Source organism: Streptomyces rhizoryzae (assembly GCF_023155275.1).
GTDB lineage: Bacteria > Actinomycetota > Actinomycetes > Streptomycetales > Streptomycetaceae > Streptomyces > Streptomyces rhizoryzae.
Window position 1 is genome coordinate 52,755 of sequence record NZ_JALMUV010000014.1, and the last position, 26,478, is coordinate 79,232.

A 26,478-nucleotide genomic window follows, 5' to 3' on the forward strand; every position below is an offset into this window, starting at 1 on the left:
CGCCGAGGAGCCGTGACCGTCATGCCGCCCAGCCGTCCGTTCCGCTCCACCGCCGCCGCCGCGGCAGCTGCCGCCGCGGTGCTCGCCCTGCTGCTCTCCGGCTGCTCGTCGGGGACGTCCCGGGCGCCCGGCGGCCCGGCCTCCCCGGCCCGGTCGACGGAGGCCGGTTCCGGGCGCCCGGCCTCCGACGGTTCGCCCCTCGCGCCGCTGCCCACCACCGTCCCGGCCGCCCTCCGCCCGTATTACGACCAGAAGCTGAGCTGGCACGACTGCGGGGTCGCGGGCTTCCAGTGCGCCACGATGAAGGCGCCGCTGGACTACGCCAGGCCGAGCCCGGCCACCGACCTCAAGCTCGCGGTGGCCCGCAAGAAGGCCACCGGCCCCGGTCAGCGGCTCGGCTCCCTCCTGGTCAACCCCGGCGGGCCCGGCGGTTCGGCGATCGACTACCTCCAGCAGTACGCCCCCCAGCCGGCCGCGGTCCGCGCGCGGTACGACATGGTCGCCATGGACCCGCGCGGGGTGGCCCGCAGCGCACCGGTCGAGTGCCTCACCGACCGGCAGATGGACCACTTCACCCAGACCGACACCACCCCGGACGACTCCGCCGAGGTCACCGCGCTCGTCACCGCCTACCGCGGCTTCGCCCGGGGCTGCGAGCAGCACTCCGGCACGCTGCTGCCGCACGTCTCCACCATCGAGGCGGCCCGCGACATGGACATCCTCCGGGCCGTCCTGGGCGACCGGAAGCTGACCTACGTGGGCGCCTCCTACGGCACCTTCCTCGGCGCCACCTACGCCGGCCTGTTCCCGTCCCGCTCCGGCCGCCTGGTCCTCGACGGCGCCATGGACCCGTCCCTGGACTCCCGCACCATCAACATCGACCAGACCACCGGCTTCAACACCGCCTTCACGGCCTTCGCCGCGGACTGCGTCAAGAAGGCGGACTGCCCGCTCGGCCACAAGAGCCCCGAGGACGCCGGGCGGCGCCTCTCCGCCCTGTTCACCAAGCTGGACGCGCACCCGGTCGGCACCGGCGAGGACCGCAAGCTCACCGAGTCCCTCGCCACCACGGGCGTGATCGCCGCGATGTACGACCAGGGGGCCTGGCCGCTGCTGCGCCAGTCCCTCGCCCAGGCCGAGCAGGGCAACGGCCGCGGCCTGCTCGCCCTCTCCGACAGCTACTACGAGCGCGACCCCTCCGGCCACTACGCCAACCAGATGTACGCCAACGCCGCGGTCAACTGCCTGGACCTCCCCCCGTCCTTCGCCGGCCCGGACCAGGTCCGCGCCGCCCTGCCCGCCTTCCGCAAGGCGTCCCCGGTCTTCGGCGCGAACTTCGCCTGGTCCGCCCTGAACTGCGCGTACTGGCCGGTCAAGGCCACCGGCCGGGTCCACCGCATCGAGGCCAAGGGCGCCGACCCGATCGTGGTCGTCGGCACCACCCGCGACCCGGCCACCCCGTACACCTGGGCCAAGGGCCTGGCCGCCCAGCTCTCCAGCGCCACCCTGCTGACCTACGTGGGCGACGGCCACACCGCCTACGGCCGCGGCAGCGACTGCATCGACACCGCCATCAACACCTTCCTCCTCGAAGGCACCCCACCCGCCAAGAACACCCGCTGCACCTGAAGCCCCACCCGCCCCCCGCACCCCACCCGAACCGGGTACAGACCACCCCCCGCTCCTGTGTAGACTGGGCCGCGCACCACGCCGCCTTAGCTCAGTTGGCCAGAGCAACGCACTCGTAATGCGTAGGTCTCGGGTTCGAATCCCGAAGGCGGCTCATTGTGAAACCCCAGGTCGGATCCCTTCCGGCCTGGGGTTTTCTCGTTCAGCGGATGCGGTGGCGACGACGGCGGGAGCGGGCGCGGGCCGCGCGGGTGTCGGTGGTCTCAGTTCTGGTCTCGGTGGGGTCGGGGGCGGCGTCAGGGGGTTGTGGGAAGGGCGGCCTCGATGAGGGCGGTGGCTTGGGGGGTGCTGCCTTCGGTGGTGAGGTGGTGGCGGCGGCGGGTGGTGCGGGCGGGGAGGGCGGGGTCGGTGAGGAGGGAGTGGAGGGCGTTGCGGAGGGCCTCGGGGGTGGCGGCGTCCTTGGGGACGTGGCGGGCGACGCCGAGGCGGACGAGCTGGGCGGTGTTGCCGAACTGGTCGGCGGCCTGGGGGACGCAGACCATGGGGACGCCGCGGGCCAGGGCCTCGTGGGCGCTGCTCGCGCCGGCGTGGGTGAGGAAGGCGTCGGCCCGGTCGAGGAGGGCGCGTTGGGGGACCCAGGGGTGGACCTCGACGTTGGCGGGGAGGTCGCCGAGGGCGGCCGGGTCGGTGCCGCGGCCGGTCTGGAGGACGACGTGCCAGCCGGGGAGGTCGCCGAAGGCGGTGAGGCAGGCGCGGTAGAAGGCGGGGGCCTTGGTGTGGAGGGTGCCCAGGGAGATGAGGAGGAGGCGTCGGCCGGCCGGGGGGCGGGGCCACGGCTCCTGGGGGGCGGCCTCCTCCGGGCAGGGGCCGGTGAAGGTGTAGACGGTGCGGTCGACGCGGTCGGCGTGCGGCTGGAGGAGCGGGGAGATCAGGGCGAGGCAGCGGGACGGGCGGGGCGCCCGGCGGCCGGGGCCGCCGAGGGGGGCGGCGTGGGCGGCGAGCCAGGCGTGGGGGGAGTCGGGCTCGGCGGCGAGGTCCGCTTCGCAGCCCTCCCAGGGGACGGCGTGCGGGGAGAGCTGGACGGCGGGGATCCGCCAGCGGTCGGCGAGGGCGCGGGCCGCGTAGGCCATCGGGTCGTAGAGGATCAGGTCGGGGCGGTCGTCGCGGTAGGCGGCGAGGTGCTGGGGGAGGGCGCGGCCGGCGTCGGTGAGGAACAGCCGCAGGTGGTCGGCGAGTTCACCGCGCCAGGCGTCCGGGTCGCCGGCCGGGGGGAGGGTCGTGGTGTACGTCCGGGGTTCGGCGCCGGTGGCGGCGACGGTGTCGGCGAAGGACGGCGGGATGGCGTAGGTGACGCGGTGCCCGCGGGAGACCAGCGCGCGGATGACGGCGAGGCTGGGGTTGACGTGTCCGTGCGCCGCGACGCTGAACATGGCGATGTGGGAGCTCTTCACGGGGGCTTCTCGGGTGGGAGGGCGGCTTCAGGGGCGGGCGCGGTGGGCGCGGCAGGCTGCGTACGAGGGGAGGAGGCCGGCCCGCTCGACCTCGGCGAAGGACGGCGCCTGGGCGTCCTTGGGGGACAGGACGGGGGTGATGCCGGCGGGCCAGTCGACGGCGAGGTCGGGGTCCAGCGGGTGGATGCCGTGCTCGCGGTCGGGGGCGTAGCCCTCGGAGCAGAGGTAGACGACGGTGGCGTCGTCGGTCAGGGCCAGGAAGGCGTGGCCCAGGCCCTCGGAGAGGTAGATGGCGCGGTGGCCGGTGTCGTCCAGGCGCGCCATCTCCCACTGGCGGAAGGTGGGTGAGCCGGTCCGGACGTCGACGATGACGTCCAGGACGGCGCCGCGGACGCAGGTGAGGTACTTCGCCTGCCCCGGGGGGACGTCGGCGAAGTGGATGCCGCGCAGGGCGCCGCGGCGGGACACCGAGAGGTTGGCCTGGGCGAGCGGGAGGCCCTGGCCGGTGGCCGCGCGGAAACCGTCGCTGCGGAACCACTCGTGGAAGCTGCCCCGGGCGTCGGTGAAGACCTCGGGCTCGTGGATCCAGGCGCCTTCTATGGACAGGGGTCGCATGCGGTCTTCTCGGCTTTCTCGTCAGGGGGCCGGGGGGCTTTCGGTGTCCGTGGGAGGGGCGGGCGGTTCCGGTGGGTCGAGGAGGGTGGGGAAGGCGTCGGCCAGGGCGGCGCGCCAGTGCCGGATGGGGGCCATCCCGGCCGCCTGCCAGCGGTCGTGGCCGAGGGCGCTGTAGGCGGGCCGGGGCGCCGGGCGGACGTAGCGGTCGCTGGTGGTGGGACGCACCCGGGCCGGGTCGGCGCCGAGCAGGCGGAAGACCTCCTGGCAGAGGGCGAACCATGTCGTCGCGCCGGTGCTGGTGCCGTGGTAGACGCCGGGCGGGGCCGCGCCGGTGAGCGCCCGCTGCCCCAACTCCGCGAGCCGGTCGGCGAGATCGGCCGTCCAGGTGGGCTGGCCCCACTGGTCGTCGACCACGTCCAGGACCGGGTGGGTGCGCTCCAGGCCGATCGCGGTGCGGACGAAGCTGCTCCCGCCGGCGCCGTAGAGCCAGGCGGTGCGGACGATGTAGCCGGTGTCGGGGAGGAGGGTGCGGACCGCCTCCTCGCCGGCGAGTTTGGTGCGGCCGTAGGCGCTGCGCGGGCCGGTCGGGGCGTCCTCCCCGTACGGGGCGCGGGCGCGGCCGTCGAAGACGTAGTCCGTGGAGACCTGGAGCAGGACGCTGCCCGCGCCGCGGCACGCCTCGGCCAGCAGGCGCGGGCCGGTGCCGTTGACGGCGAGCGCCTCGGCCTCGCGCTCCTCGGCGTCGTCCACCGCCGTCCAGGCCGCGCAGTTGACGACCACGGCGGGGCGGTGGGCGGCGAAGGCCGCGCGCACCGCGTCCGGGTCGGTGATGTCCAGGTCGCCGCGGGTGGCGGCCACCGCGGGCAGGCCGGCGGCGGCCAGGCGGGCGAGGAGGTCGCGGGCGAGCATGCCCCCGGCTCCGGTCACCAGCCAGGGGCGGGCCCGGTCGGTGGTCACAGCGCCGCTCGCGCCTTCAGCGGCTCCCACCAGGCGCGGTTCTCGCGGTACCAGCGGACCGTGTCCGCCAGGCCGGTGGTGAACGGCACGCGCGGGGCGTAACCCAGCTCCTCGCGGATCTTGGTGCAGTCGACGGAGTAGCGGCGGTCGTGGCCCTTGCGGTCGGCGACCTGCTCGACGGCGCCGGCCCAGTCCGTGCCGAACTCCGCGAGCAGCAGCTCGACCAGTTGGCGGTTGGTCAGCTCGGTGCCGCCGCCGATGTTGTAGATCTCGCCGGCCCGGCCGCGGGTGCGCACCAGCTCGATGCCCTGGACGTGGTCGTCGATGTGCAGCCAGTCGCGGACGTTGCCGCCGTCCCCGTAGAGCGGGACCTTCCGGCCGTCCATGAGGTGGGTGATGAACAGCGGGATGGCCTTCTCGGGGAAGTGGTGGTGCCCGTAGTTGTTCGAGCAGCGGGTGACGCGGACGTCCAGGCCGTGGGTGTGGTGGTAGGACAGCGCGATCAGGTCGCCGGACGCCTTGGCGGAGGAGTACGGGGAGCTGGGGCGCAGCGGGTGGGTCTCGGGCCAGGAGCCCTCGTCGATCGAGCCGTAGACCTCGTCGGTGGAGATCTGCACGAAGGTCTGGATACCGGCCCGGTGGGCGGCGGCGACCAGGGTGTGGGTGCCCAGGACGTTGGTGCGGATGAAGGTGTCGCCGCCGTCGATCGACCGGTCCACGTGCGACTCCGCGGCGAAGTGCACCACCTGGTCGTGCTCCGCCATCAGCGGGTCGACGGCCGCCGGGTCGCAGATGTCGCCCCGGACGAAGCGGAAGCCCGGGTGGGCGCGGACCGCGTCGAGGTTGGCGGGGTTGCCCGCGTAGGTGAGGGAGTCGAGCACGGTGACCGCCACGTCGCCGGGGCCGTCCGGGCCGAGCAGCGTGCGGACGTAGTGGGAGCCGATGAAGCCGGCTCCTCCGGTCACGAGTATCCGGGTCGTCATGAGGTGCGCACCTTGGTGTGAACACCGGCGCGGGCCGGTGGGTCGGGCGGTCAGTGGCCGGCGGTCGGGGCCGGCGGTCTTCGCGGGGCGGTCGGGTTACGAGGGGGCGGGCAGGACGAGGGCGGTGAGGAGGTGGCGGGGGGTGGCCCGCCAGGTGCCGTCGAGGACGGCGGGGACCGGCGGCGCGCTGCCGTCCGGTCCGGGCGGGGCGGCGCGGAGCACCCGCGCGCGGAAGGTCCCGGCCGGGTCCAGGGCGATGCTCGCCTCGTGGAAGCCGAGCCAGGCCCCGGTCAGCGGTGACCACACCTTGTAGACCGCCTCCTTGGCGCAGAACAGCAGCCGGTCCCAGCACACCGCGGGGTCCGCCGCCCGCAGGGTGCGCTGGTCCTGCCGTTCCTCCGGCAGCGCGATCCTGGCCAGCATGCCGGACGGCAGCGGCCGGTGCGGTTCGGCGTCGATGCCGACCGCCCGGACGGCGGCGGCCCGGGCCAGCGCGGCGGCGCGGTAGCCGTGGCAGTGGGTGAGGCTGCCGACGAGGCCGGCCGGCCACCGCGGGGCGCCGCCCTCGCCGGGCAGCAGCGGTGCGGGGGCCGCGCCGAGCCGGAGGGCGGCGCGGCGCGCGCAGTGCCGGGCGGTGGCGAACTCGCGGCGGCGGGCCGGCGGCATCGCCGCGGCCCACTCCCGCTCCCCGGGGAACAGCACGGCCGCCGGATCGTCACCGTGGGACTCCGCGACCGCGACGTGGGCCGGGACCAGCTGGGCGAGCACGCGTCAGTCCCGGCCCGGGGCGAGCGCCTCGACCTGGGCGACGGGATCGCCGCCGTCGGCGGGGAGCAGCGCCAGCACGGGGGTGTCCAGACCGGCGTCGACGTACTGCCGGATCCGGGCGCGGCAGGCGTCCGGGGGGCCGTGCACGACCAGTTCGTCGACCACCTCGTCCGGGACGGCCATCATGGCGCGCCAGCGGTCGCCCGCGTCCCAGGCGCGGTACATCGCGGCGAGCGGCTCGGTGCGGCCGAGCCACTCCTGGAACGCGCGGTAGGCGGGCACGGTCAGATAGCTGCCGATCATCATCCGGCCCAGCCGGCGGGCCTGCCGGGCGTCCTCGGTGACGCACACGAAGACCGGCGCGACCAGCTCCGGGCCGGGGCCCAGCGCGGCGCGGACCGTCGGGACGTCGGAGGGGGCCAGCCAGTTGGTGATCGCACCGTCCGCCTCCTCGGCGGCCAGCCGCAGCATCCGGGGGCGCAGCGCGGCCAGCAGGATCGGCGGGGGCGTGGCCGGCGGCCGCTCCAGCCGGAAGCCGCGCACCTCGAACGTGGGGTACCGCTCGGTCACCGGCTTCCCGGCCAGGGCGGTGCGCAGGAACCGCAGGGTGTCGCGGGTCCGGCCGAACGGGCGGGTGTGCGCCAGGCCGTTCCAGTCCTGGACGACACCGGGGGAGGAGGCGCCGATGCCGAGGGCGAAGCGGCCGGGCGCACAGTCGGCGACGGCCGCGGCGGTCATCGCCAGCAGGGCGGGCCCGCGGGTGAACACCGGGGCGACCGCGGTGCCCAGCCGCAGCCGGGACGACCACTGCGAGGCCAGCACCAGCGGCGAGAAGGCGTCCGCGCCGGACGTCTCGGCCGTCCAGACGCCGGTGTACCCCAGATCGGGGAGGCGCTCGACGAGCGCGCGGTGGGCCGGCAGGGGCATGCCGGTCAGCGGGAGGGTGATCCCCCAGCCAGTCATCGCGGTGTGGTCTCCGTCTCTCGGGGCGGCGGGCCGGAAAGGGGTGCGGGCGCCCGGCCGGGGCGGGCGCCCGCGGTCTGCGGCGTCAGGCGGTGCCGGCCAGCTGGCGCTCCGCGTGGTCGCGGAACAGCTCGGCGGCGGCGCGCACCTCACCGGCCATCGGGCGGTCGGCGTCCAGCGCGGGGGAGATCCGGGCCAGCTCGGCCCAGACGCCGGTGGCGGACTCCTCCTTGCCGGTCATCACGGCCAGCTGGGCGGCGGCCAGGGCGAGCGAGCCGACGGCGAGCCAGCCCAGCTCCAGGGCCTCGCCGACGCCGTTGGCGCCGTTGAGCGCCATCGGGACGTGGTCCTGGTTCCAGCCGTTGGTGGGCAGCGTGGTCAGCGAGGCGGGGGTGACCAGCTGGCGGATCCGGGAGATGAACGAGGTCGCGCTGATCTGCACACCGGCCAGACCGCAGCCGCGGCCGGCCCGCGGGGTCAGCATGATCGGCAGGTCGCCGTTGGTGGTGGGGTTGACCACCAGCCCGAGCTGACGCTCCGCCAGATACGCGGCCATGTGCATCGCCAGACCGGTCTGCTCGGAGGCGAAACCGACCGGCATCGCGTGGAAGTTGCCGGCGTGCAGCACCCGGTCCTCGTAGGTGAGGGGGTTGTCGGTGCAGCCGTTGGCCTCGCGGAGCAGGATCTCGCCGGCGGTGGTGAGCTGGTCCAGCACGGCACCGAGCACCTGGGGGGCGCAGCGCAGGCTGTACGGCTCCTGGAGCGGGCGGCGCTCGTCCCGACGGTGGTCCGCGGGCAGCTCCTGGCGGATCCAGCGGGCCACCGCCAGCTGGCCGAGCTGGTTGCGGGCCTGGCCGACGCCCTCGTCGTAGTGCTCGGCGTTGCCGCCGAGCAGGTCCGTCAGGCGGGCGGTGAGGGTGGCGACGGCGCGGACCAGGCGGAGGGCCGAGCGCTGGTTGAGGATCGCGACGGCCAGGCCGACACCGGTGCCGTTGACGAAGGCGAGCGCCTCGCGCACCGGCCAGACCAGCGGTTCGGTGCCCAGCTCGGCGAGGGCCTCGGCGGCCGGGCGCCGCACCCACCGGCCCTGGCCGTCGCGCACCCACGCCTCGCCGTGCCCGGCGCAGGCCAGTGCGACGTGCGCCAGCGGCTGGAGGTCGCCGCTCGCGCTGACCGTGCCGTCGCGCGGGATCACCGGGGTGAAGCCGGCGTTCCACAGGTCGGCCAGCCGCTGCCAGAACTCCGTGGAGACCGCGGAGAAGCCCTTGCGCATGCTGTTCAGCCGCAGCCAGAACACCAGGCGGGCGGCGTCCGGGTCGATCGGGCGGCCCTGGGCGGTGCCCAGGTGGGAGATGAGCGAACTGCCCTGCTCCATCTCGGAGGTGGCGGAGTACGTCACCAGCGGGCCGAAGCCCTGGGTGAGCCCGTAGACGGGCCGGCCCTCGGCCAGGTACGCGTCGACGGTGGCGCCGCTGCGGTCCATCCGCGCCACGTCCGCGTCGGTGAGCGGGCCGAGCTTGGCGGTCCAGGAGGCGGCCTCGACGATGCTGTCCAGACTCGGCATGTCCGTACTGTCGCCGCCGGCCGGCGCCGCGGCCGGCGTGGAGGTCTGTGTCACGTTGCTATCCCTGGTTCGGTGGGTGTGGAGGTCGTGGGGTGCTGGAGCTTGCCGAGCGCGGACCGCTTGAGGTCGGGCACGGTGTGCACCTTCCGCGGGCGGGCGCCCAGGACGGCACGGACCGCGGCGAGGTCGAGGGCGTCCGGGCCGCCGCCGGGCCGGGGGACGACGTACAGGTCGACGTGCTCGCCGATCATCGGGTCGCTGACCGGTACGAGCGCCAGGTCCGCGCAGTCGAGCCGGGCGCGCAGGGCGTGCTCGGCCTCGTCGAGGTTGATCCGCTGGCCGTTGACCTTGACCAGGCGGCCGACGCGGCCCAGGAGCCGGAAGGACCGGTCGTCCAGCGGCTCGACGAGGTCGCCGGTGGGCCAGTCCCGCGGGGCGGGGTGGCCGGGGCGGGCGGCCAGGCGGGGGCTGCGGATCACCAGCGGGACGGCGGTGCCGGGGGCGCCGGGGCCGTCCTGGCCGGTGTCCTCCTGGCCGGGGGCGAAGGTGACGTCCGGGAAGAGGGTCCACGCGGGCGGTTCGCCCTCGCTGAAGCGGCGCATCGCGATGCCGCCGGTCTCCGTCGAGCCGAGCAGCTCCACGACGGCCGCCCGCTCGGGCCCGGCCTCCTTGAGGAAGTCACCGGCCTCGGCCGGCAGCATCGCACTGCTGTAGAGGACGGTGATCCGCTCGAAGGAGCGGACCCAGTCCATGTTCCGCAGCAGCAGGGAGAAGATCCACGGGGTGGCGACCACGGCGATCCGGCGCTGCCCGGTGTCCGGCAGGGCGCCGAGGTAGCCCGGCCGGTACCACACCGGGACGCCGAGCCGGGCCGGCACCAGCAGCGTCGCCAGGGCGCCGTAGACGTGCACCGGCGGGGCGAAGGAGACCACCGCGCCCGGCCCGTCCGGCCGCAGGAAGCCGGCGAGCATACCGGCCTCCTGCCAGGCGGCCTCCCGGCTGCGCTGCCAGCGGCGGCTGGGGCCGGTGCTGCCGGAGGTGTGGAAGTCCAGGACCGGCGGCAGGAGGCGCTCGATCGCCTCCGGCCCGCCCGGGGTCTCGTCCCACCGCACGTACCAGGCGCGGTCGGTGACGTCCGGTGCGCCGAGCCCCGGCGCCAGCAGCTGGGCCGGGGTCAGCTTCTGATAAGCCACTCCATCTCCCTGTGGTGGAGCCCGCAGCGCGCGGGCGGGTCCGCGGTCAGGCGGCGTACTGGGCGACCTGCATGAGGTACTGGCCGTAGCCCGAGTTGCCCATCCGCTCGCCGAGGCGGTGGCAGTGCTCCGCGTCGATGTAGCCCATGCGCAGCGCGATCTCCTCGACGCAGGCCACCCGGACGCCCTGCCGGGTCTCGATGACGTGCACGTACTGGCTGGCGGCCAGCAGTGAGTCGTGGGTGCCCGCGTCCAGCCACGTGAAGCCGCGGCCGAGCCGGATGAGGCGGGCCCGGCCCTGCTTGAGGTACGCGAGGTTGACGTCGGTGATCTCCAGCTCGCCGCGGGCCGAGGGGGTCAGCTCGCGGGCGATCTCCACCGCGTCCGCGTCGTAGAAGTACAGCCCGGTGATCGCGTTGTTGGACCGCGGGTTGAGCGGCTTCTCCTCCAGCGAGACCAGATTGCCCTCGGCGTCGGTCTCGCCGATGCCGTAGCGCTCGGGGTCGGAGACCGGATAGCCGAACAGCGTGCAGCCGTTCAGATCGGTGCGGGCGTTGCGCAGGATCCGGGGGAAACCGGCGCCGTGGAAGACGTTGTCCCCCAGGATCAGCGCGAACGGGTCGTTGCCGATGTGGTCCGCGCCGATGATGAGTGCTTCCGCGATGCCCCGCGGCTCCTGCTGCTCGGCGTAGGTGATGGTCAGCCCGAGGTGCGAGCCGTCACCGAGCAGCGCCTTCAGCGGGGGAATGCTGGTCGGGGTCGAGATCACCAGGATCTCGCGGATTCCGGCCAGCATCAGCACCGAAAGCGGATGGTAAACCAAGGGCTTGTCGTAGACCGCGTGCAGCTGCTTGGACGTTGCCAGGGCCGAGGGGTACAGCCGGGTGCCGTTGCCGCCGGCCAGCAGAATTCCCTTCATCGCTCTCCCTGCTGGTCAAGGTGATTTCTGCCGGTGCGGCAGATCACACCACGTGTACGGTCGGAACGTAGAGAATCCACTTGCCGCCGGCCTCGCGGAATTTCTCTTCCTTCGCCATGATTTCCTCGGCGTGGTTCCAGGCGAAGAGCAGGGCGTAGTCCGGGTATTCACCGGAGAACGCGTCCGGGGTCTTGACGGGAATGTGCGTCCCCGGGCTGAGCCGGCCCTGCTTGGCGGGCGTGGTGTCGCAGACGAACGGGACGAGGTCCGGGCCGATGCCGCAGAGGTTGGTGACCGTGGCGCTCTTGGCGGTCGCCCCGTAGCCGACCACGGTCTTGCCCTCGTCGCGCAGCTTCGTCAGCAGCGCGGTCAGGTCCTCGCGGATCTTCACCACGTTCGCCCCGAACGCCTGGAGGGTTTCGAGGTCGGACAGCTTGCGCTCGCGCTCCTCGGCGACCAGCGCGGCCACCGCCTCGGAGGGGGTGCGCTGCCCGGCGGGCGCGAGGAAGTAGCGGACCTCGCCGCCGTGCACCGTCAGCCGCTCGACGTGCACCAGCTCCAGGCCGTTGCGCCGGGCCATCTCCTGCACCGAGCGGGCGGTGAAGAAGTAGAAGTGCTCGTCGTAGATCTGGTCGAACGAGGTGCGCTCGACGATGTCGCCGAGGTAGGGGTCCTCGAAGACGAACACGCCGGTGGGCTTCAGCAGCGCCCGGACGCCCGCCAGGATGGAGTCCATGTACGGGATGTGGCACAGGGTGTTGGCGGCGTAGAGGACGTCGGCCGGGCCGTCCTCGGCGCGGATCTGCTGCGCCGTGGACTCCTCGAAGAACGCCGTGCGGACCCGGATGCCCTTGGCGGCCGCGACCTCCGCCACGCTGGCGGACGGCTCGACGCCCAGGTGGCGCACGCCCTGGTCGGCGATGGCCTTGAGCATCACCCCGTCGTTGCAGCCCAGTTCGACGATGAACGGGTCCTCGGCGGTGAGCTCGTCGGCCAGCAGCTGCTTGGCCAGGCTCTCGAAGTGCTCCCGCATGTAGGCCGAACCGGACGAGAAGTACGGGTACGCCTCGTGGAACATCTTGTCCCGCGGGACCTCTTCCATCAGCTGCACCATGGTGCAGGACTCGCAGACGCCGACGGCCAGCCGGAAGAAGAACTCCTTCGAGAAGTCCGCGTCCGGAGCCAGGAAGGCGTCGGACAGGGGCTGGCGGCCGAAGTCAAAGAATTCCTGTACCGGAGCGGCACAGATACGGCATGGGGACGTACTCGACATACATGCTCCTGGAAGGCCGACCGGCGGCGAGTGAACGGAATACCCGAACTCCGGCAGCGCGCTTGTGCGCCGTCCGAAGCGGTTCTCGGTGAGTGTGCCCCAGAAACCGGCCGGGGCGGAAGGTGTGCATTGTTCGGTGTCTCGCTGGCGGGACAGAGAAACCGCCGCCGCACGGCCGTTACCGGCGGGCCCGCGAACCCCCGTGCGCGGATGGGGAATTCACCTGTCCCGCCTGCTCGGTGACATTTATCCTTGCGATGTCCCAGTGCGCCCGTGCCGTCCGCAAGAGGCGCCCGCGGAAATCGCGGGCCCGGCCAGGAATCCCGGGAATGGCTCACGCCGGCCGCCGGCGGTCCTCTCGCACGGCTCCAGTGAGAAGGCATGTGAACCATGACGAAGACCAGCTCCCTTCCTCCCCTGACAGAGACGGCGGTGGTGCTCACCGACACCCAGCGTGAAGAGGTCGCCCTGCTGGCCGAGGACCTCACCCGGGCCGCGTCCGGGGTGCTGGACAGCGCCGCGTGGCTGGCCGCGGCCCGCGCCGCGGCGGTCCGCCTGCCGCATCAACTCGCCCATGCGATACGGGAGTTCCGCCATGACGCGGGCCCCGACGGGGTGCTGGTGGTCCGCAACCTCCCCGTCCACGCGGACCTGCCCGCCACCCCCACCCGGCTCGGCTCGGTGCAGCGGACCGCGACCACCGCCGCCGGTGCGATCGCCATGGTGCTGCTCCAGCTCGGTGAGGTGGTGGCGTACCGCAGCGAGAAGTCCGGTGCGCTGGTCCAGGACGTGGTGCCGGTGCCGGGCCAGGAGGGCGAGCAGAGCAACGCCGGGTCGGTGCACCTCCAGATGCACACCGAGAACGCCTTCCACCCCAACCGCCCCGACTACCTCGGCCTGCTGTGCCTGCGCACCGACCCCACCGGCGACGCCCGGCTGTGCACCGCGTCGGTCCGCCGGGCGCTGCCGCTGCTGTCGGGTCAGGCCCGCCGGACGCTGTCCGAGGAGCGCTTCATGACCGAGGCGCCGCCGTCGTTCGGCGGCTCCGGCAGCGTCCCGCCGCCGGTCCACGCGATCCTGCGGGGCGCTCCGGAGGACCCGGACGTCCTGGTGGACTTCAACGCCACGCACGCGCTCGACGACGGGGCGCGGCGGGCCATGGCCGAGCTGAGCAGCGCCTTCGAGCGGACCACCCACGCGCTGGCGCTGACCGCCGGCGACCTCGCGGTGGTCGACAACCGGCTGGTGGTGCACGGGCGGACGTCCTACACCCCGCGCTACGACGGCACCGACCGCTGGCTGCACCGGGTCTACGCGGTCGCCGACTACCGCCGCTCCCGGGCCGACCGGCAGGACGCGGGGAGCGTGCTGGACTGACTCCCGGCCCGCCGGGCCCCCGGGGCCCGGAGCCGGACGCGGGCCCCGCCGTACGGTCACCGACGGCGGGGCCCGCGCCTGCGTGCGGACCGGATCAGCCCTCGCCGGGGCCGGCCCCGCGGCACCACTCCAGGACCGCCATCGCACTGTGCATCTTGTTGCCGGCCTGCTCGAACGCCAGGCTCCGGGGCCCGTCCAGGACCGCGGCGGTGACCTCCTCGCCCCGGTGGGCCGGCAGGTCGTGCAGGAACACCGCGTCCGGGCTGTCCGCCCACAGCTCCTCGCGGACCTGGAAGGGGGCGAACACCGTGCGCCAGTCGGGGTCGGCCTTGGACGTGCCGGTGGTCTGCCAGCGCGCGGTGTAGACGGCGTCGAAACCGCCGGGCAGCGCGTCCATGGTGTGGCTCTCGCGCAGCACCGCGCCGGAGGCCGCGGCCTGCCGGGCCGCCTTCTCGGCGAGGGCGGCGGGCAGGCCGTAACCGGGCGGGGTGCGCAGCTCGAACTCCACGCCCGGGAAGCGGGTCAGCGCGAGCGCCAGCGCCGTGGCGGTGTTGTTGCCCTCGCCGAGGTAGAGCACCCGCAGGCCCTCGACGCGCCCGAAGTGGCGGTACAGCGTGGTCAGGTCCGTCAGCGCCTGGGTGGGGTGCTCCTCGGCGCTCATCGCGTTGATCACCGCCATCCGCTGCTGGCTCGCCCAGGCCCGCATCTCGGCCGGGTCGCCGGCCGTGCGGGCCACCAGCACATCCAGCATCCGGGACAGAACCCGCCCGGTGTCCTCGCTGGTCTCACCGGTGTTGAGCTGGAGGTCCCCCGGCCCGTAGGCGATGAGCGAACCGCCCAGCCGCAGGGTGCCCGCCGAGAAGGCGGTCCGGGTGCGGGTGGAGGTCTTGGCGAAGTAGACGCCGGTGACCAGGCCGTCCAGCGGGCGGCCGGCGTCCGCGGTACCGGCGGCGAACGCGGCGCCGCGCTCGACCAGATGGCGCAGGTCCGCGTCGGACAGGTCGTCCAGGGATATCAGGTGGCGCACGGGGCGGTTCTCCTGGGGCATCAGCGGTCTCCCGAGGGGGTGGGGGCGAGGGCGTCGGCCAGCTCGGCCACGGTGGGGTGGCGCAGGGCGGTGGCCGGGTCCAGGGCGAGCCCGGCCGCCCGGGCCCCGGCCAGGACCCGCAGCACCAGCAGCGAGTCCCCGCCCAGGTCGGTGAAGTCGTCGTGCACACCGACCCGGTCCAGGCCCAGCACCTCCTGCCACACCCGGGCCAGCCGCCGCTCGGTGTCCGTCCGCGGTGCCGCGTACGGGGCCCGGACGGCGGTGGCCTCCCGGGCCGCCCCGGCCGCGGCGGCCCGGTCGTACTTGCCGTGCGCGGTCAGCGGCAGCGCGTCCACGATCTCGTAGGCGGCCGGGACGAACGCGGCGGGCAGCAGCGTGCGCAGCCGGGAGCGCAGCTCGGCCGGGCGCGGCGGGCGGCCCGGGGCGGGCACGACCCAGGCGGTCAGCCGGGGTTCGCCGGCGGCGTCCGGCGGCGCCGCGACCCGCGCCGCGCGGACCCGCGGGTCGGCGGTGAGCGCCGCCTCGACCTCGGCGGGCTCGACGCGGTGGCCGCGGACCTTGAGCTGCCGGCCGGTCCGCCCGGTGAACTCCAGGGTGCCGTCCGGCAGGACCCGGGCGAGGTCGCCGGTGCGGTACAGCCGGGCGCCGGGCGGCCCGTAGGGGTCGGGCAGGAAGTGCTCGGCGGTGCGGGCGGGCAGGCCGGCGTAGCCGCGGGCGAGCCCGGGGCCGCCGATGAACACCTCGCCGGTGATGCCGTCGGGCACCGGCGCCAGGCGGTCGTCCAGCACCCGCAGCACCGTGCCCGGCAGCGCCCGGCCCAGCGGGACCAGCGGGCGGTCCGCCGGCTCCGCCACCCGGTGCGCCGCCGCGGCCACGGTCGCCTCGGTCGGCCCGTACTCGGCGGCCAGCCGCATCCGGCCGCCGCCGGCCGCGATCCGGGCCGCGACGCGGGCGGCCTGCCCGGCGGGGTAGGCGTCGCCGGCGCACACCAACTGGCCTGCCAGCCCGGCCAGTTCGGCGTCCGGCAGCTGCTCCTCCAGCAGCGCCAGGTGGCCCGGGGTCATCCCGGTGAAGGTGTACGGGCCGCCGGCCGCCAGTAGCCGGCCGAACTCCTCCGGCGCGAAGCGCGGCGGCAGCAGATGGACCGTCCCGCCGGTGAGCAGCGGCACGAACAGCGCGGGGACGCCCAGGTCGGTGCCCACGGAGGTGAAGAACGGGGCGTCGGCCGGCCCGCCGCCGGCGTAGGCGCCGGCCGCCCAGCGCAGGTAGTGGGCCAGCGCCCGGTGCTCGACCGCCACGCCCTTGGGGGCGCCGGTGGAGCCGGAGGTGTGCAGGACGTAGGCCAGGCGCTCCGGGGCGCGGTCGGCGGCGGACGGAGCGGCGGGGGCTGCCGCGTCCGCCGTGCCTGTCCCGTCGGCCCCGCCCGTACCGTCCGGTGCGTCGGCCACGAGGGCCGGGAGCCCGGCGGTGCGGGCCGCGTGGGCGGTGGAGGTGAGGACCAGGCGGCAGCCGGCGCCGGTGAACAGCGCGGCCAGCCGGGCGTCCGGGGTGCACGGGTCCACCGGTACGTACGCCGCCCCGGCCTTCCACACCGCCAGCAGCGCCGCGACGAGGTCCGGGCCGCGGTCCAGGAGCACCCCGACGCGGTCCTCGGGGCCGGTGCCGCGGGCGCGCAGCCGCCGGGCCAGCTCCTCGGCGCGGGCGTCGAGCCGGGCGTAGGTCAGGCGGCTGCCGTCGGCGGTGACGGCGACCGCGTCCGGGGTGCGGGCGGCCTGCGCCTCGATGGCGGTCAGGACGTCCTCGAACGGGGCCGGGGAGCCGTCCGGCGCGTCCGGTCCGGCGGGCAGCGCGGGCAGCTCCCGGCCGTGCTCCGCCGCCTGCGGGTAGCCCCGCCGCGCGTCGCCGTCCGGGCCCTCGGCGGCCATGTCGGTCAGGACCGCCATGTAGAGCCCGGCCAGCGCCTCGGCGCGGTCCCGGCGCAGGGTGCGGGTGTCCGACGCCACGGTGAGGTGGTCGCGCAGCGGCGTGCCGACGACGACCGGGAACTCGTTGGGGCTGTCGTCGCGGGTGGCGAGCGGGTCCACCAGGTCGGTGTCCACCTGGTGGAAGTCCAGGTAGTGGAAGAGCACGTCGACCAGGTGCGGATCGCCCCCGGGGCGGCGCATCGCGGGCATCGGGAACCGCCGGTGCGGCCACAGCTCCACCTCGGCGGCGAAGACCTGCTGGGCCAGCTCGCCCCAGGTGCGGGCCGTCCGCTCGTACGGGAACGGCACGGAGTTGAGGTACATGCCGGAGACCCGCTCGGCGCCGCGCACCTCGGGCCGGGCGTCGGCCACCATGCCGCCGCGGAACGCCCGCTGCCGGGTGAGCAGCCCCAGCACCTTGCTGTGCGCGGCGTGCAGCACGCTCTTGTACGGCACCCCGGCCGCCGACGCCAGCGCCCGCAGGCCGGGCACCAGGTCGTGCAGGGGCAGGTCGATGCGGTACCGCTCGGCCGCCGCCCCGGGGGCGCCGGACCAGCCGGCCGGGACGCGGAACTTCTCGTAGCGGTCGAGGAGCCCGTGCCAGTAGGCGCGGTCGCTGCCGGGGCCGTCGTCGGCGAGCGAACGGACCTCGGCGGCGATGAAGTCGGCGTAGCGGACGGCGGGCCGCGGCGGGGCCGCTTCGGGCTCCTGCCCGTCGCGCAGCCGGCCGTAGGCGCCGAGCAGCTCCATCAGCTGGTTGTGGTAGCTCCAGCCCTCGATGGCCGGGTGGCCCTCGGTGATCGACAGCCACCAGCCGGCGTCGTCCAGGACGTGGGTGGCCATCCGCATCAGCGGGGCCCGGGCCGGGTCGAGCAGCCGGTGGCGGTCGGCACGGGCGAACGCCACCAGGGCCGGCCACCGCTCGTCCTCGGGGAGGTGCCGCAGGTCCTCGTGGACGCAGTCCATCGTGGCGCTCGCGTGCACGACTTGCAGCGGCCGGCCGTAGCCGGTCAGCGCGAACGAGGTGCGCATCGCCTCGTGCCGGGCCACGACCAGCGCGGCGGCGGCCCGGAACGCGGCGGGGTCGAAGGGGCGGTCGTCGCGGATCCGGAACGAGGTGATGTTGTGGTACCGCTTCTCACCGCCGTCGCGGTACATCTCGACGAACATCCCGGCCTGGGTGCGGGAGAGCGGATAGGCGTCGACGGCGTCGGCCGGCAGCGCGGCCCGGTCCGCGGCGTCCACCAGCGCGAACGGCGCGACCGGCCGGAAGCCCGGCTCACCGGCCACCGCCCCCTGCTTGACCGCCCGGCACAGCCGGGCCACGGTGCGGTGCTCGAAGAGGTCGCGCACCGCCACCGCCAGGCCGGCCTCGCGCAGCGCGCCGGCCAGCGCGACCGCGCGCAGCGAATCGCCGCCCAGGTCGAAGAAGTTGTCGTGCACGCCGACCCGGGTCAGGCCCAGCACCTCGGACCAGACGGCGGCCATCGCCCGCTCGTCGTCGTCGCGCGGGGCGACGTGCTCGCCGACCGCGGTGGCGGCGCGGTCCGGGGCGGGCAGCGCGGTGCGGTCGAGCTTGCCGTTGGCGGTCAGCGGCAGCGCGTCGAGGGTGACGAACGCGGACGGGACCATGTACTCGGGCAGGCGGGCGCCCAGCAGGCCGCGGAGCCGGGCCGGGGCGAGCGCCGCGGCGTCCGCCCCGGCGGCCGGGACGAGGTAGGCGACCAGCCGCTTGTCGCCCGGCGCGTCCTCCCGGACCAGGGCGACCGCCTCGGCGACCGCGGCGTCCGCGGTCAGCACCGTCTCGATCTCGCCCGGCTCGATGCGGTAGCCGCGCAGTTTGACCTGGTGGTCGGCGCGGGAGACGAAGTCGAGGTTGCCGTCCGGCAGGACCCGGGCGAGGTCGCCGGTGCGGTACAGCCGGGCGCCGGGCGGCCCGTAGGGATCGGGCAGGAAGCGCTCGGCGGTCAGGCCGGCGCGGTGGGCGTAGCCGCGGGCCAGGCCGATCCCGCCGATGTACACCTCGCCGACGCTGCCCAGCGGCACCGGGCGCAGCCGGGAGTCCAGGACGCGCATGGTGGTGTTGGGCAGGGCGCGGCCGATGGAGATCAGCTCGGCGTCCTCGCGGCCGTCGATGAAGTAGGCGGAGTTGCCGACGGTGATCTCGGTGGGGCCGTACTCGGCGGCGAGCCGGGTGCCGCCGGCCTCCGCCGCGCCGAGCCAGCGGTTGGCGAGCCGCCCGGTGAAGGCGTCGCCGGCCGCGATCACCAGCCCGGCCAGGCCGGTCCGCTCCTCCTCCGTCAACTGCTGGGTGAGCAGGTCCAGATGGCCGGGGGTGAGCTTGACGAACGCGTACGGGGCGTGCCGCATCAGCAGGCGGCCCAGGTCCGTGATCTCGAAGTCCTGGTCGAGCAGGTGGACCGGCTGGCCGGTCATCAGCGGGGTGAACAGGTCGGGCACACCGAGGTCGAAGGCGACCGAGGAGAACAGCGGCGCACCGCCGGTGCCGGCGCTCGCGTACGCGTCGGCGGTCCAGCCCAGGTAGTTGGCGAGCCCCCGGTGGGTGATCAGCACGCCCTTGGGGCGGCCGGTGGACCCGGAGGTGTAGATGACGTAGGCGAGGTGGTCGGGGTCGTAGCCGCCGGGCGGCGGGGCGAGCGGGGTGGCCGGGCAGTCCGTGCGCGCCCGGCGCTCGGCGTCCTCGTCGAGCACCACGAGGCGGGCGCCGGTGCCCGCCAGCCGCGCGGCGTGGCGGCGCTCGGTGACCACGAGCCGGGAGCCGGTGTCGGCGAGCATGAACGCCAGCCGGTCGTCCGGGTAGCCGGGGTCGAGCGGGACGTAGGCGGCGCCGGTGCGCCAGATGCCCAGCAGGGTGGCCACCATCTCCGGGCCGCGGTCCAGCAGCACGCCGACGGTGTCCTCGGGGCCGGCGCCCAGGGCGCGCAGCCGGTGGCCCATCCGGTGGGCCAGCGCGTCCAGTTCGCCGTAGGTCGTGCGGCGGCCGCCGTGCAGGACCGCGGTCGCCTCCGGGGCCTCGGCGGCCCGGCGGGCGATGGCCTCGTGGACGGGGCGCAGGGCGGCCGGGTCCAGCGGGGTGCGGGTGCCCACCGGCTCGGCGGGGCCGTCCAGCAGCAGGGCGCGCTCGGCGTCGTCGAAGAGGTCCAGCTCGGCGACCGGGGTGTCGGGGGCCTCGGCGGCGGCCGCCAGCAGGCGGGTGTAGTGGCCGGTGATGCGCCGGGCGGTGGCGGGGTCGAACAGCGCGGTGGCGTACTCCAGGGAGCCCGCGAAGGACCCGTCCGGCCGCTCCTGGAGGTGGACGGTGAGGTCGAAGCGGGAGATCCGGCCGGGCGGCTCGACCGGCGCGGCCGCCACCTCCGGCAGGTCCAGCGGCTCGGCCGCGTCCGCCCGGGTCAGGTCGAACATCACCTGGAACACCGGGGTGGTGGACAGGTCGCGCTCCGGCTCCAGCGCGTCGGCCAGCCGGTCGAAGGGCACCGACGGGCGCTCGAAGGCCGCCAGCACCGTCTCGCGGTTCTGCTCCAGCAGCTTGGCGAACGGCGGCTCGTCCGCCCAGCGGGCGCGCAGCACCAGGCTGTTGTAGGCATAACCGGCCATGGTGGCCAGTTCGGGGCGGTTCCGGGCCGAGACGGCGGTGCCGACGGCCACGTCCGGGGTGCCGGTGTAGCGGGCCAGCAGCACCTGGAAGGCGGTGAGCAGCACCATGAACGGGGTGGCGCCGTGCGCGGCGGCGACGTCCCGCAGCCGCCCGGCGACCGGCGCCGGAACGGTGAAGTGCTCCTGGGCGCCGTGCCAGGACCGGACCGCGGGCCGCGGCCGGTCGGTGGGCAGGTCCAGGGTGCTCAGACCGGCCAGCTCCCGGCGCCACCAGTCGAGTTCGGCGCGCACCTCGGGGCTCTCCTGGCGCTCGGTGAGCCAGGCCGCGTAGTCGGCGTACTGGACCGGCTCGGGCGCCGGCTCCGGGGCGCCGCCGCCGCACTCCGCGCGGTAGAGCGCGGACAGCTCGGTGAGCAGCAGCGGGCGGGTGGCGGCGTCGCAGGCGATGTGGTGCAGGACGAGCACCAGCAGGTGGTCGTCGGCGGCGAAGCGGACCAGGCGGAACCGCAGCGGCGCCCGCTCGGCCAGGTCGAACGGCTCCAGCGCCGCCTCCTCGGCGTACCGCAGGGCCGCCGCGTCCCGGGCCGGGCCGGACAGGTCCGTGCGGGCCTCCTCGGCGAAGTCCACCGGCCCCGGCGCGTCGATGACCTGCCGGGGCTCGGTGCCGTCGAGGACGTAGCGGGTGCGCAGGATCTCGTGGCGGGCGGCGAGCCTGTCGGCGGCCCGGCGCAGCGCGGCCGCGTCCAGCGGGCCGCGCAGGCGGTACGCCACCGGGAGGAGGTACTCCGGGGCGGCCGGGTCGAGCTGGTGCAGGAACCACAGCTGGCGCTGGCCGGCGGAGAGCGGGAGGGGCGCGCCGCGGGGCACGCGGGGGAGCGTTCGGCGGGCCCGGGCTGCGCCGCCGGACAGGCGCCGGCGCAGCAGCTCCTCGCGCAGCGCCGCGGCCGAGGCGGCGTCCGCGGGGGCGTCCGCGGGGGTGGCGGGGGGTTCGGTCATCGGTCGTACTCCCTGTGTGCGGCGGCCAGTTCGGCATCGCTCAGTGACGCGATCTCGGCGCGTACGGCGTCCTCGACGGCCTCGGCGAGCGCGGCGACGGTGGGCCGGTCGAAGAGGGCGCGCAGCGGCAGGGCGACGTCGTACTCGTCCTGGATCCGGGCGATGACCCGGGCGGCGCGGATCGAGTCGCCGCCCAGCCGGAAGAAGTCGTTCCGGGCGCCGATCCGGGGGGCGCGGCCGTCCGGACCGGTCAGCACCGCCGCCCAGATGCCGGCCAGGGCCTCCTGGAGCGGCCCCTCGGGCGCGGTGTACGGGGCGTCGTCGGCCACCGCGGTCAGGTCGGGGGCGGGCAGCGCGGCGAGGTCGATCTTGTTGTGGCGGGTCAGCGGCAGGGCGTCCAGGGACACCAGGAGGGTGGGCAGCATGTAGCCGGGCAGGTGCCGGGCGCAGTGGTCCAGCAGCGCGCCGCGGTCCGGCAGCGCGCCGCCGGCCGGGACGCAGTACCCGACCAGCCGGGCCGCGTCCCCGCTCCCGTGGGCGACGACCACCGCCTCGGCCACCCCCGGGTGGCCGGCCAGCACCGCCGCCACCTCGCCGGTCTCCACCCGCCGGCCGCGGATCTTCACCTGGCCGTCGGCGCGCCCGGCGAAGACCAGGGTGCCGTCCGGCAGCATCCGGGCCAGGTCGCCGGTGCGGTACAGCCGGGCGCCGGGCGGCCCGTACGGATCGGGCACGAAGCGCTCCGCGGTGAGCGCCGGGCGGCCCGCGTAGCCCCGGGACAGGCCCCGGCCGCCCAGGCACAGTTCGCCGAGCGTGCCCGGCGGCACCGGGCGCAGCAGCGGGTCCAGGACGTGGGCGCTGACGTGCGGGTAGGGGCGCCCGATGGGGAGTTCGGCGGTGGTGCCGGAGACGGTCCAGCGGGTCGCGGCGATGGTGGCCTCGGTGGGTCCGTACTCGTTGACGAACCGCTTCAGGCCGCGGGCCAGTTCGCGGGCCAGCTCCGGCGGGCAGGGCTCGCCGCCGGTCTGCCCCACCAGCGGGCGGTCGCCGAGCCCGCTGTCGCGGAGCATCCGCCACTGCGGGTGGACGGCCTGGAGGTGGGTGACGCCGGCCCGGTCGATCAGCTCGACCAGCGCCGGGTAGTCGTCGGTCTCGTGGTCGCGGGCGAGCACCACCGTGCCGCCGGCCAGCAGCGGCATGACCAGCTCGGTGAAGGAGATGTCGAACGAGGCCGGGGCGAGCGCGAGCCAGGCGCTGTCCGGGCCGAACTCCAGGTGCTCGCGGGAGGCGTGCAGCAGCCGCAGCAGCGACCGGTGCTCGACGCCCACGCCCTTGGGGCGGCCGGTGGACCCGGAGGTGTAGATGACGTACGCGAGCCGGGCCGGGTCGTGCCGGACGGCCGCGGGCGGCGCGGCCGGCCCCGGGCCCGCGGCCGGGTGGGGTGCCTCGCCGGTGGTGAGCCAGGCGCCCCGGTGGCGGTCGCCCAGCCGGGCGCGGCCCGCCGCGTCCGAGACCAGCACCCGGGCCCCGGAGTCGGCCAGGATGTGGGCCAGCCGCTCGTCGGGCGAGCCCGGGTCCAGCGGTACGTACGCGGCGCCCGCCTCCCAGCAGCCCAGCAGGCAGGCCAGCAGGTCGCCGGAGCGCGGCAGCAGGACGGCGACCGCGGTCTCCGGGCCGGCGCCCAGCGCGCGCAGCCGGTTGGCGAACCAGCCGGCGCGGGCCCGCAGCCGCGCGTAGCTCCACCGCTCGCCGCCGCAGACCAGCGCGGTGGCCTCCGGGGAGCGGTCGGCGGCCGCGGTGAACGCGGCGGACACGCAGCCGTCGGGGGCGTCGGCGGCGGCCGGGGCGGCGGCGCCGAGCGCGAGCAGGCGGGCCCGTTCGGCGTCCGGCAGCAGCTCGGCATCGGCCAGCCGCCCCCCGGGGGCGTCGGCGAACGACTCCAGCAGCCGCACCCAGCAGGCGGCCAGCCGCTCGACGGTGGCCGGGTCGAACAGCGCGGTGGCGTACTCGGCCAGGCCCAGCAGGCTGCCGTCGGCCTGCCGCTGCACCACGAACGTCAGGTCGGTGCGGGCGGACTGCCAGGCGGCGCGGAACGCCTCCAGGTCCGTGCCGCGCAGCGCGGTACCGGTGCGGCCCTCCTCGTGGAAGTCGAACATCACCTGGTACAGCGGCGTGCGCGAGGGGTCGCGCTCCGGCTGGAGCGCGCGGACCAGCCGGTCGAACGGCAGGTCCTGGTGGGCCAGCGCGTCCAGCACGGTGTCCCGCACCGCGGCGACGGCGCCGGTGACGGTGTCCGCGCCGTCCGGACGGCAGCGCAGGACGAGGGTGTTGAGGAAGTAGCCGGCGGTCTGCGCGACCTCGGGGCGGTGCCGGCCGGCGACCGGCATGCCCAGGGTGAGGTCGGTGCGGCCGGTGAGCCGGGCCAGGAGGGCGGCGAAGGCGGTCAGCAGCGTCTGGTGGAGGGTGGCGCCGGCCTCCCGGCCCAGGGCGGTGAGCCGTGCGGTCAGCGCGGCGGGCACCGTGAAGGTGTGCAGCGCGCCGCGGCCGTCGCGGTCGGCCGGGCGGGGGCGGTCGGCGGGCAGCTCCAGGGGCGTGGCGCCGCCCAACTGCGCGCGCCAGTAGGCGAGATGGCGCTCCGCCGCGGCGTCGCCGGCCGCGGCGCGGCGGCGCTGCCAGACGGCGTGGTCCGCGTACTGCACCGCGACCTCGGGCAGCGCGGGCCGGCCGCCGGAGTGCACCGCCCGGCCCAGGGCCAGCAGATCGCGCTCCAGCAGCACCGAGGACCAGCCGTCGCAGGCGATGTGGTGGATGCCCAGCAGCAGGACCTGGCCGCCGTCGGCGGTGCGCAGCAGCAGGCCGCGCCAGACCGGGCCGCGGGCCAGGTCGAAGCCGCGGCCCAGCTCCGCGCGGGCCAGGTCACGCACCGCGGCGGGATCCGCGGCCTCGGCGGTGCGCAGCTCCACCGGGGCGCCGGGGGCGTCGACGAGCTGCACGGGGTCGGTGCCGCGCACCTCGTAGCGGGTGCGCAGGATCTCGTGGCGGTCGGCCAGCCGCACCAGGGCGGTGCGCACGGTGGCCTCGGTCCACTGCGCGGGGAGCCGGATCCACACCAGGTCGGCCCACTCGGGGCTGCCGGGGCGCATCTGCTCCAGCAGCCACAGGCCGCGCTGCCCGTTGGACAGCGGCAGCCCGCCGTCCCGGGGGACGGGCACGACGGGGTCCTGGCCGGCGTCCGCGTCCGCCGCCGGCAGCTCCGGGGAGCCGTCCAGGAGCGCGGCCTGCTCGGCGACGGTGAGCGCGGAGAACAGGGCGCGCAGCTCGACCCGGCGGCCCGCGGCGGCCGAGAGCCGGCCGGCGAGCTGGCCCAGGTGCAGCGAGGAGCCGCCGCTCCGGAAGAAGTCGTCGTGCGCGCCGATCGCGTCGGCGGGCAGCTCCAGGGTCTCGGCCCAGGCCCGGGCCACGGCGCGCTCGGCGGCCGTGCGCGGCGGGACGTGCCCCGCCCCGCCGGCCCCGGGCCCCGGCTCGGGCAGCGCGGACCGGTCGGTCTTGCCGCTGGCGGTGCGGGGGAAGGCGGCGACCGGGACGAAGACGGCCGGGACCATCGGGTCCGGCAGGGTGCGGCGGGCGAACGCGCGCAGCTCCGCCGGGGCGGGCGCGGCGCCGCGCGGCTGCACCCAGGCCACCAGCCGCTGCCCGCCGGACCGGTCCGGGGCGGTGCCGACGACGACGCCGGCCACCCGCGGGTGGCCGGCCAGCGCGGCCTCCACCTCACCGGGCTCGATCCGTACGCCGTTGACCTTGAGCTGCTGGTCGAGGCGGCCGAGGTAGTCCAGGGTGCCGTCGGCGTTCCGGCGCACGCGGTCGCCGGTGCGGTACAGCCGGGCGCCGGGCGGGCCCTCGGGGTCCGGGACGAACCGCTCGGCGGTCAGGCCGGGCCGGCCGAGGTACCCGGTGGCGACCCCGGCGCCGCCGGCGTGCAGCTCGCCGGTGCCGCCGTCCGGCACCGGGTGGCCGTGCGGGTCCAGCACCAGGGCGCGCAGGCCGCCCAGGGGGCGGCCGATGGGCACCGGGCCGGTGGTCTGCGCGGGGTCGAAGCGGTGCTCGGTGATGTCCACCGAGCACTCGGTGGGGCCGTAGGTGTTCCAGATCTCCACCTGCGGGGCGCGGGCGAGCAGCCGGTGGCACAGCTCGGCGTGCAGCGGCTCGCCGGCGCTGAACAGCAGCCGCAGGGCGCCGCAGCGCTCCCAGCCCGGCGCGTCCGCCAGCGCGCGCAGCACCGAGGGCACGCCTTGCAGGACGGTGGCCCGTCCGGCGGCCACCGCGTCGAGCAGCGCGGCCGGATCCCGCTCCGCGCCGTGCGGGGCGAGTACCACCGTGCCGCCGCCCACCAGCGGCGCGAAGAGTTCGAGACCGGCGGCGTCGAAGCCGATCGTGGTCTTCTGGAGGACCCGGTCGGCGGGGCCGAGGCCGTGCCGGGTCACCAGCCAGCGCACGCGGTTGGCGATGCCGCCGTGCGGCACCACCACGCCCTTGGGGCGGCCGGTGGAGCCGGAGGTGTAGAGCACGTAGGCCGCCCGGCGGGCGGCCTCGGCCGGGCCGCCGGGGAGCGGCGGTGCGGTGTCCGGGAAGGCCGCGGGGGCCTCGTCCGGGGTGCCGCCGTGCTCGTCCAGGAGCAGCAGGCGGGTGCCCGTGCGGTCCGGGTCCGGCAGCGCGGCGCGGGCGCCGGCCTCGGTCAGCACCAGCGGGGCGCGGGTGTCGGCCAGCGTCCAGGCGAGGCGGTCGGCCGGGTGGTCCGGGTCCATCGGGACGTAGGCGGCGCCGGCCCGCCACACCGCCAGCAGGGCGACGACCAGGCCGGGGCCGCGGCGCAGGGCCACCCCGACCAGGCTGCCCGGGCCGGTGCCCAGGGCCCGCAGCCGGTGCGCGAGGCGGTTGGCCCGCCGGTCCAGGTCGCCGTAGGTGAGGCCGGGCCGCCCGGCGGGGAGGCTGTCGACCGCGGGCGCGCCGGGGGCGGCCGCGGCCCGAGCGGCGATCAGGTCGGGCAGCAGCGGCTCGTCGCCCGCCGCGCCCGGTGCGCCGGGGTGCCCGGACGGCCACCCGGGGGTCGAAACGGCCGACGGCGTCCAGTCGTTCACAGATGCTCCTTCGACGGCATCGCCCCGT

The 26,478-nt window shown here is 76.0% G+C and carries 15 protein-coding genes and 1 tRNA gene; 3 read left to right on the forward strand and 13 right to left on the reverse strand.

Annotation, left to right across the window (positions count from 1 at the left end; genetic code table 11):
• Positions 1-21: 21 nt before the first annotated feature.
• Both MUU72_RS13900 and MUU72_RS13905 read left to right on the forward strand, forming a co-directional pair.
• A complete protein-coding gene (locus MUU72_RS13900; RefSeq protein ID WP_248013530.1) occupies positions 22-1,629 on the forward strand; it encodes an alpha/beta hydrolase in 1,608 nt (535 codons plus the stop codon).
• Between the two features lie 80 nt (positions 1,630-1,709).
• Positions 1,710-1,783 (forward strand) — tRNA-Thr (locus MUU72_RS13905).
• A 142-nt stretch (positions 1,784-1,925) separates the two neighbouring features.
• Here MUU72_RS13905 and MUU72_RS13910 read toward each other — a convergent pair.
• The 10 genes from MUU72_RS13910 to MUU72_RS13955 all read right to left on the reverse strand — a co-directional run bounded on the left by MUU72_RS13910 (position 1,926) and on the right by MUU72_RS13955 (position 12,315).
• Positions 1,926-3,059 (reverse strand): macrolide family glycosyltransferase, encoded by a 1,134-nt coding sequence (locus tag MUU72_RS13910; RefSeq protein WP_282504080.1) that lies wholly within the window; start codon positions 3,057-3,059, stop codon positions 1,926-1,928.
• 48 nt (positions 3,060-3,107) lie between these two features.
• Positions 3,108-3,695, reverse strand: coding sequence for a dTDP-4-dehydrorhamnose 3,5-epimerase family protein (locus tag MUU72_RS13915; protein ID WP_248013532.1), 588 nt, complete (start codon positions 3,693-3,695; stop codon positions 3,108-3,110).
• Positions 3,696-3,716: 21 nt separating this feature from the next.
• Positions 3,717-4,652, reverse strand: a complete 936-nt coding sequence (gene rfbD / locus MUU72_RS13920; protein WP_308403813.1) for a dTDP-4-dehydrorhamnose reductase — start codon at positions 4,650-4,652, stop codon at positions 3,717-3,719.
• The gene (rfbB, locus tag MUU72_RS13925; protein WP_248013533.1) at positions 4,649-5,635 is read right to left on the reverse strand and encodes a dTDP-glucose 4,6-dehydratase; all 987 of its coding nucleotides are present in this window, start codon (positions 5,633-5,635) and stop codon (positions 4,649-4,651) included. The genes rfbD and rfbB overlap by 4 nt, the downstream gene beginning before the upstream one ends.
• A gap of 96 nt (positions 5,636-5,731) precedes the next feature.
• Positions 5,732-6,403 carry a 4'-phosphopantetheinyl transferase family protein gene (locus tag MUU72_RS35290; protein ID WP_308403814.1) on the reverse strand — a complete coding sequence of 224 codons (672 nt, stop codon included), beginning with the start codon at positions 6,401-6,403 and terminating at the stop codon, positions 5,732-5,734.
• Between the two features lie 3 nt (positions 6,404-6,406).
• Positions 6,407-7,366 (reverse strand): LLM class F420-dependent oxidoreductase, encoded by a 960-nt coding sequence (locus MUU72_RS13935; protein WP_248013534.1) that lies wholly within the window; start codon positions 7,364-7,366, stop codon positions 6,407-6,409.
• An 85-nt stretch (positions 7,367-7,451) separates the two neighbouring features.
• Entirely contained in the window at positions 7,452-8,984 is a 1,533-nt protein-coding gene (locus MUU72_RS13940) for an aromatic amino acid lyase (RefSeq protein ID WP_248013535.1), read from the reverse strand.
• Positions 8,981-10,123 carry an AMP-binding protein gene (locus MUU72_RS13945; protein WP_248013536.1) on the reverse strand — a complete coding sequence of 381 codons (1,143 nt, stop codon included), beginning with the start codon at positions 10,121-10,123 and terminating at the stop codon, positions 8,981-8,983. Before MUU72_RS13945 ends, MUU72_RS13940 begins: the two co-directional genes overlap by 4 nt.
• A 46-nt stretch (positions 10,124-10,169) precedes the next feature.
• Positions 10,170-11,042, reverse strand: a complete 873-nt coding sequence (gene rfbA / locus MUU72_RS13950; protein ID WP_248013537.1) for a glucose-1-phosphate thymidylyltransferase RfbA — start codon at positions 11,040-11,042, stop codon at positions 10,170-10,172.
• A gap of 43 nt (positions 11,043-11,085) precedes the next feature.
• Positions 11,086-12,315 (reverse strand): class I SAM-dependent methyltransferase, encoded by a 1,230-nt coding sequence (locus tag MUU72_RS13955; protein ID WP_248013538.1) that lies wholly within the window; start codon positions 12,313-12,315, stop codon positions 11,086-11,088.
• Positions 12,316-12,705: 390 nt separating this feature from the next.
• Between MUU72_RS13955 and MUU72_RS13960 the strand changes: the two genes are divergently transcribed.
• Positions 12,706-13,692 (forward strand): TauD/TfdA family dioxygenase, encoded by a 987-nt coding sequence (locus tag MUU72_RS13960; RefSeq protein ID WP_248013539.1) that lies wholly within the window; start codon positions 12,706-12,708, stop codon positions 13,690-13,692.
• Positions 13,693-13,786: 94 nt separating this feature from the next.
• Here the strand turns inward: MUU72_RS13960 and MUU72_RS13965 are convergent, their stop codons facing one another.
• Genes MUU72_RS13965 through MUU72_RS13980 form a run of 3 tightly spaced genes read right to left on the reverse strand, consistent with a single transcriptional unit; the run spans position 13,787 to position 26,450 of the window.
• Positions 13,787-14,740 carry an ornithine carbamoyltransferase gene (locus tag MUU72_RS13965; RefSeq protein WP_282504065.1) on the reverse strand — a complete coding sequence of 318 codons (954 nt, stop codon included), beginning with the start codon at positions 14,738-14,740 and terminating at the stop codon, positions 13,787-13,789.
• The gene (locus tag MUU72_RS13975) at positions 14,740-21,315 is read right to left on the reverse strand and encodes a non-ribosomal peptide synthetase (RefSeq protein WP_282504066.1); all 6,576 of its coding nucleotides are present in this window, start codon (positions 21,313-21,315) and stop codon (positions 14,740-14,742) included. Before MUU72_RS13975 ends, MUU72_RS13965 begins: the two co-directional genes overlap by 1 nt.
• Complete coding sequence (locus MUU72_RS13980; protein ID WP_248013540.1) at positions 21,312-26,450, reverse strand: non-ribosomal peptide synthetase; 5,139 nt, start codon at positions 26,448-26,450, stop codon at positions 21,312-21,314. Before MUU72_RS13980 ends, MUU72_RS13975 begins: the two co-directional genes overlap by 4 nt.
• Positions 26,451-26,478: the final 28 nt, after the last annotated feature.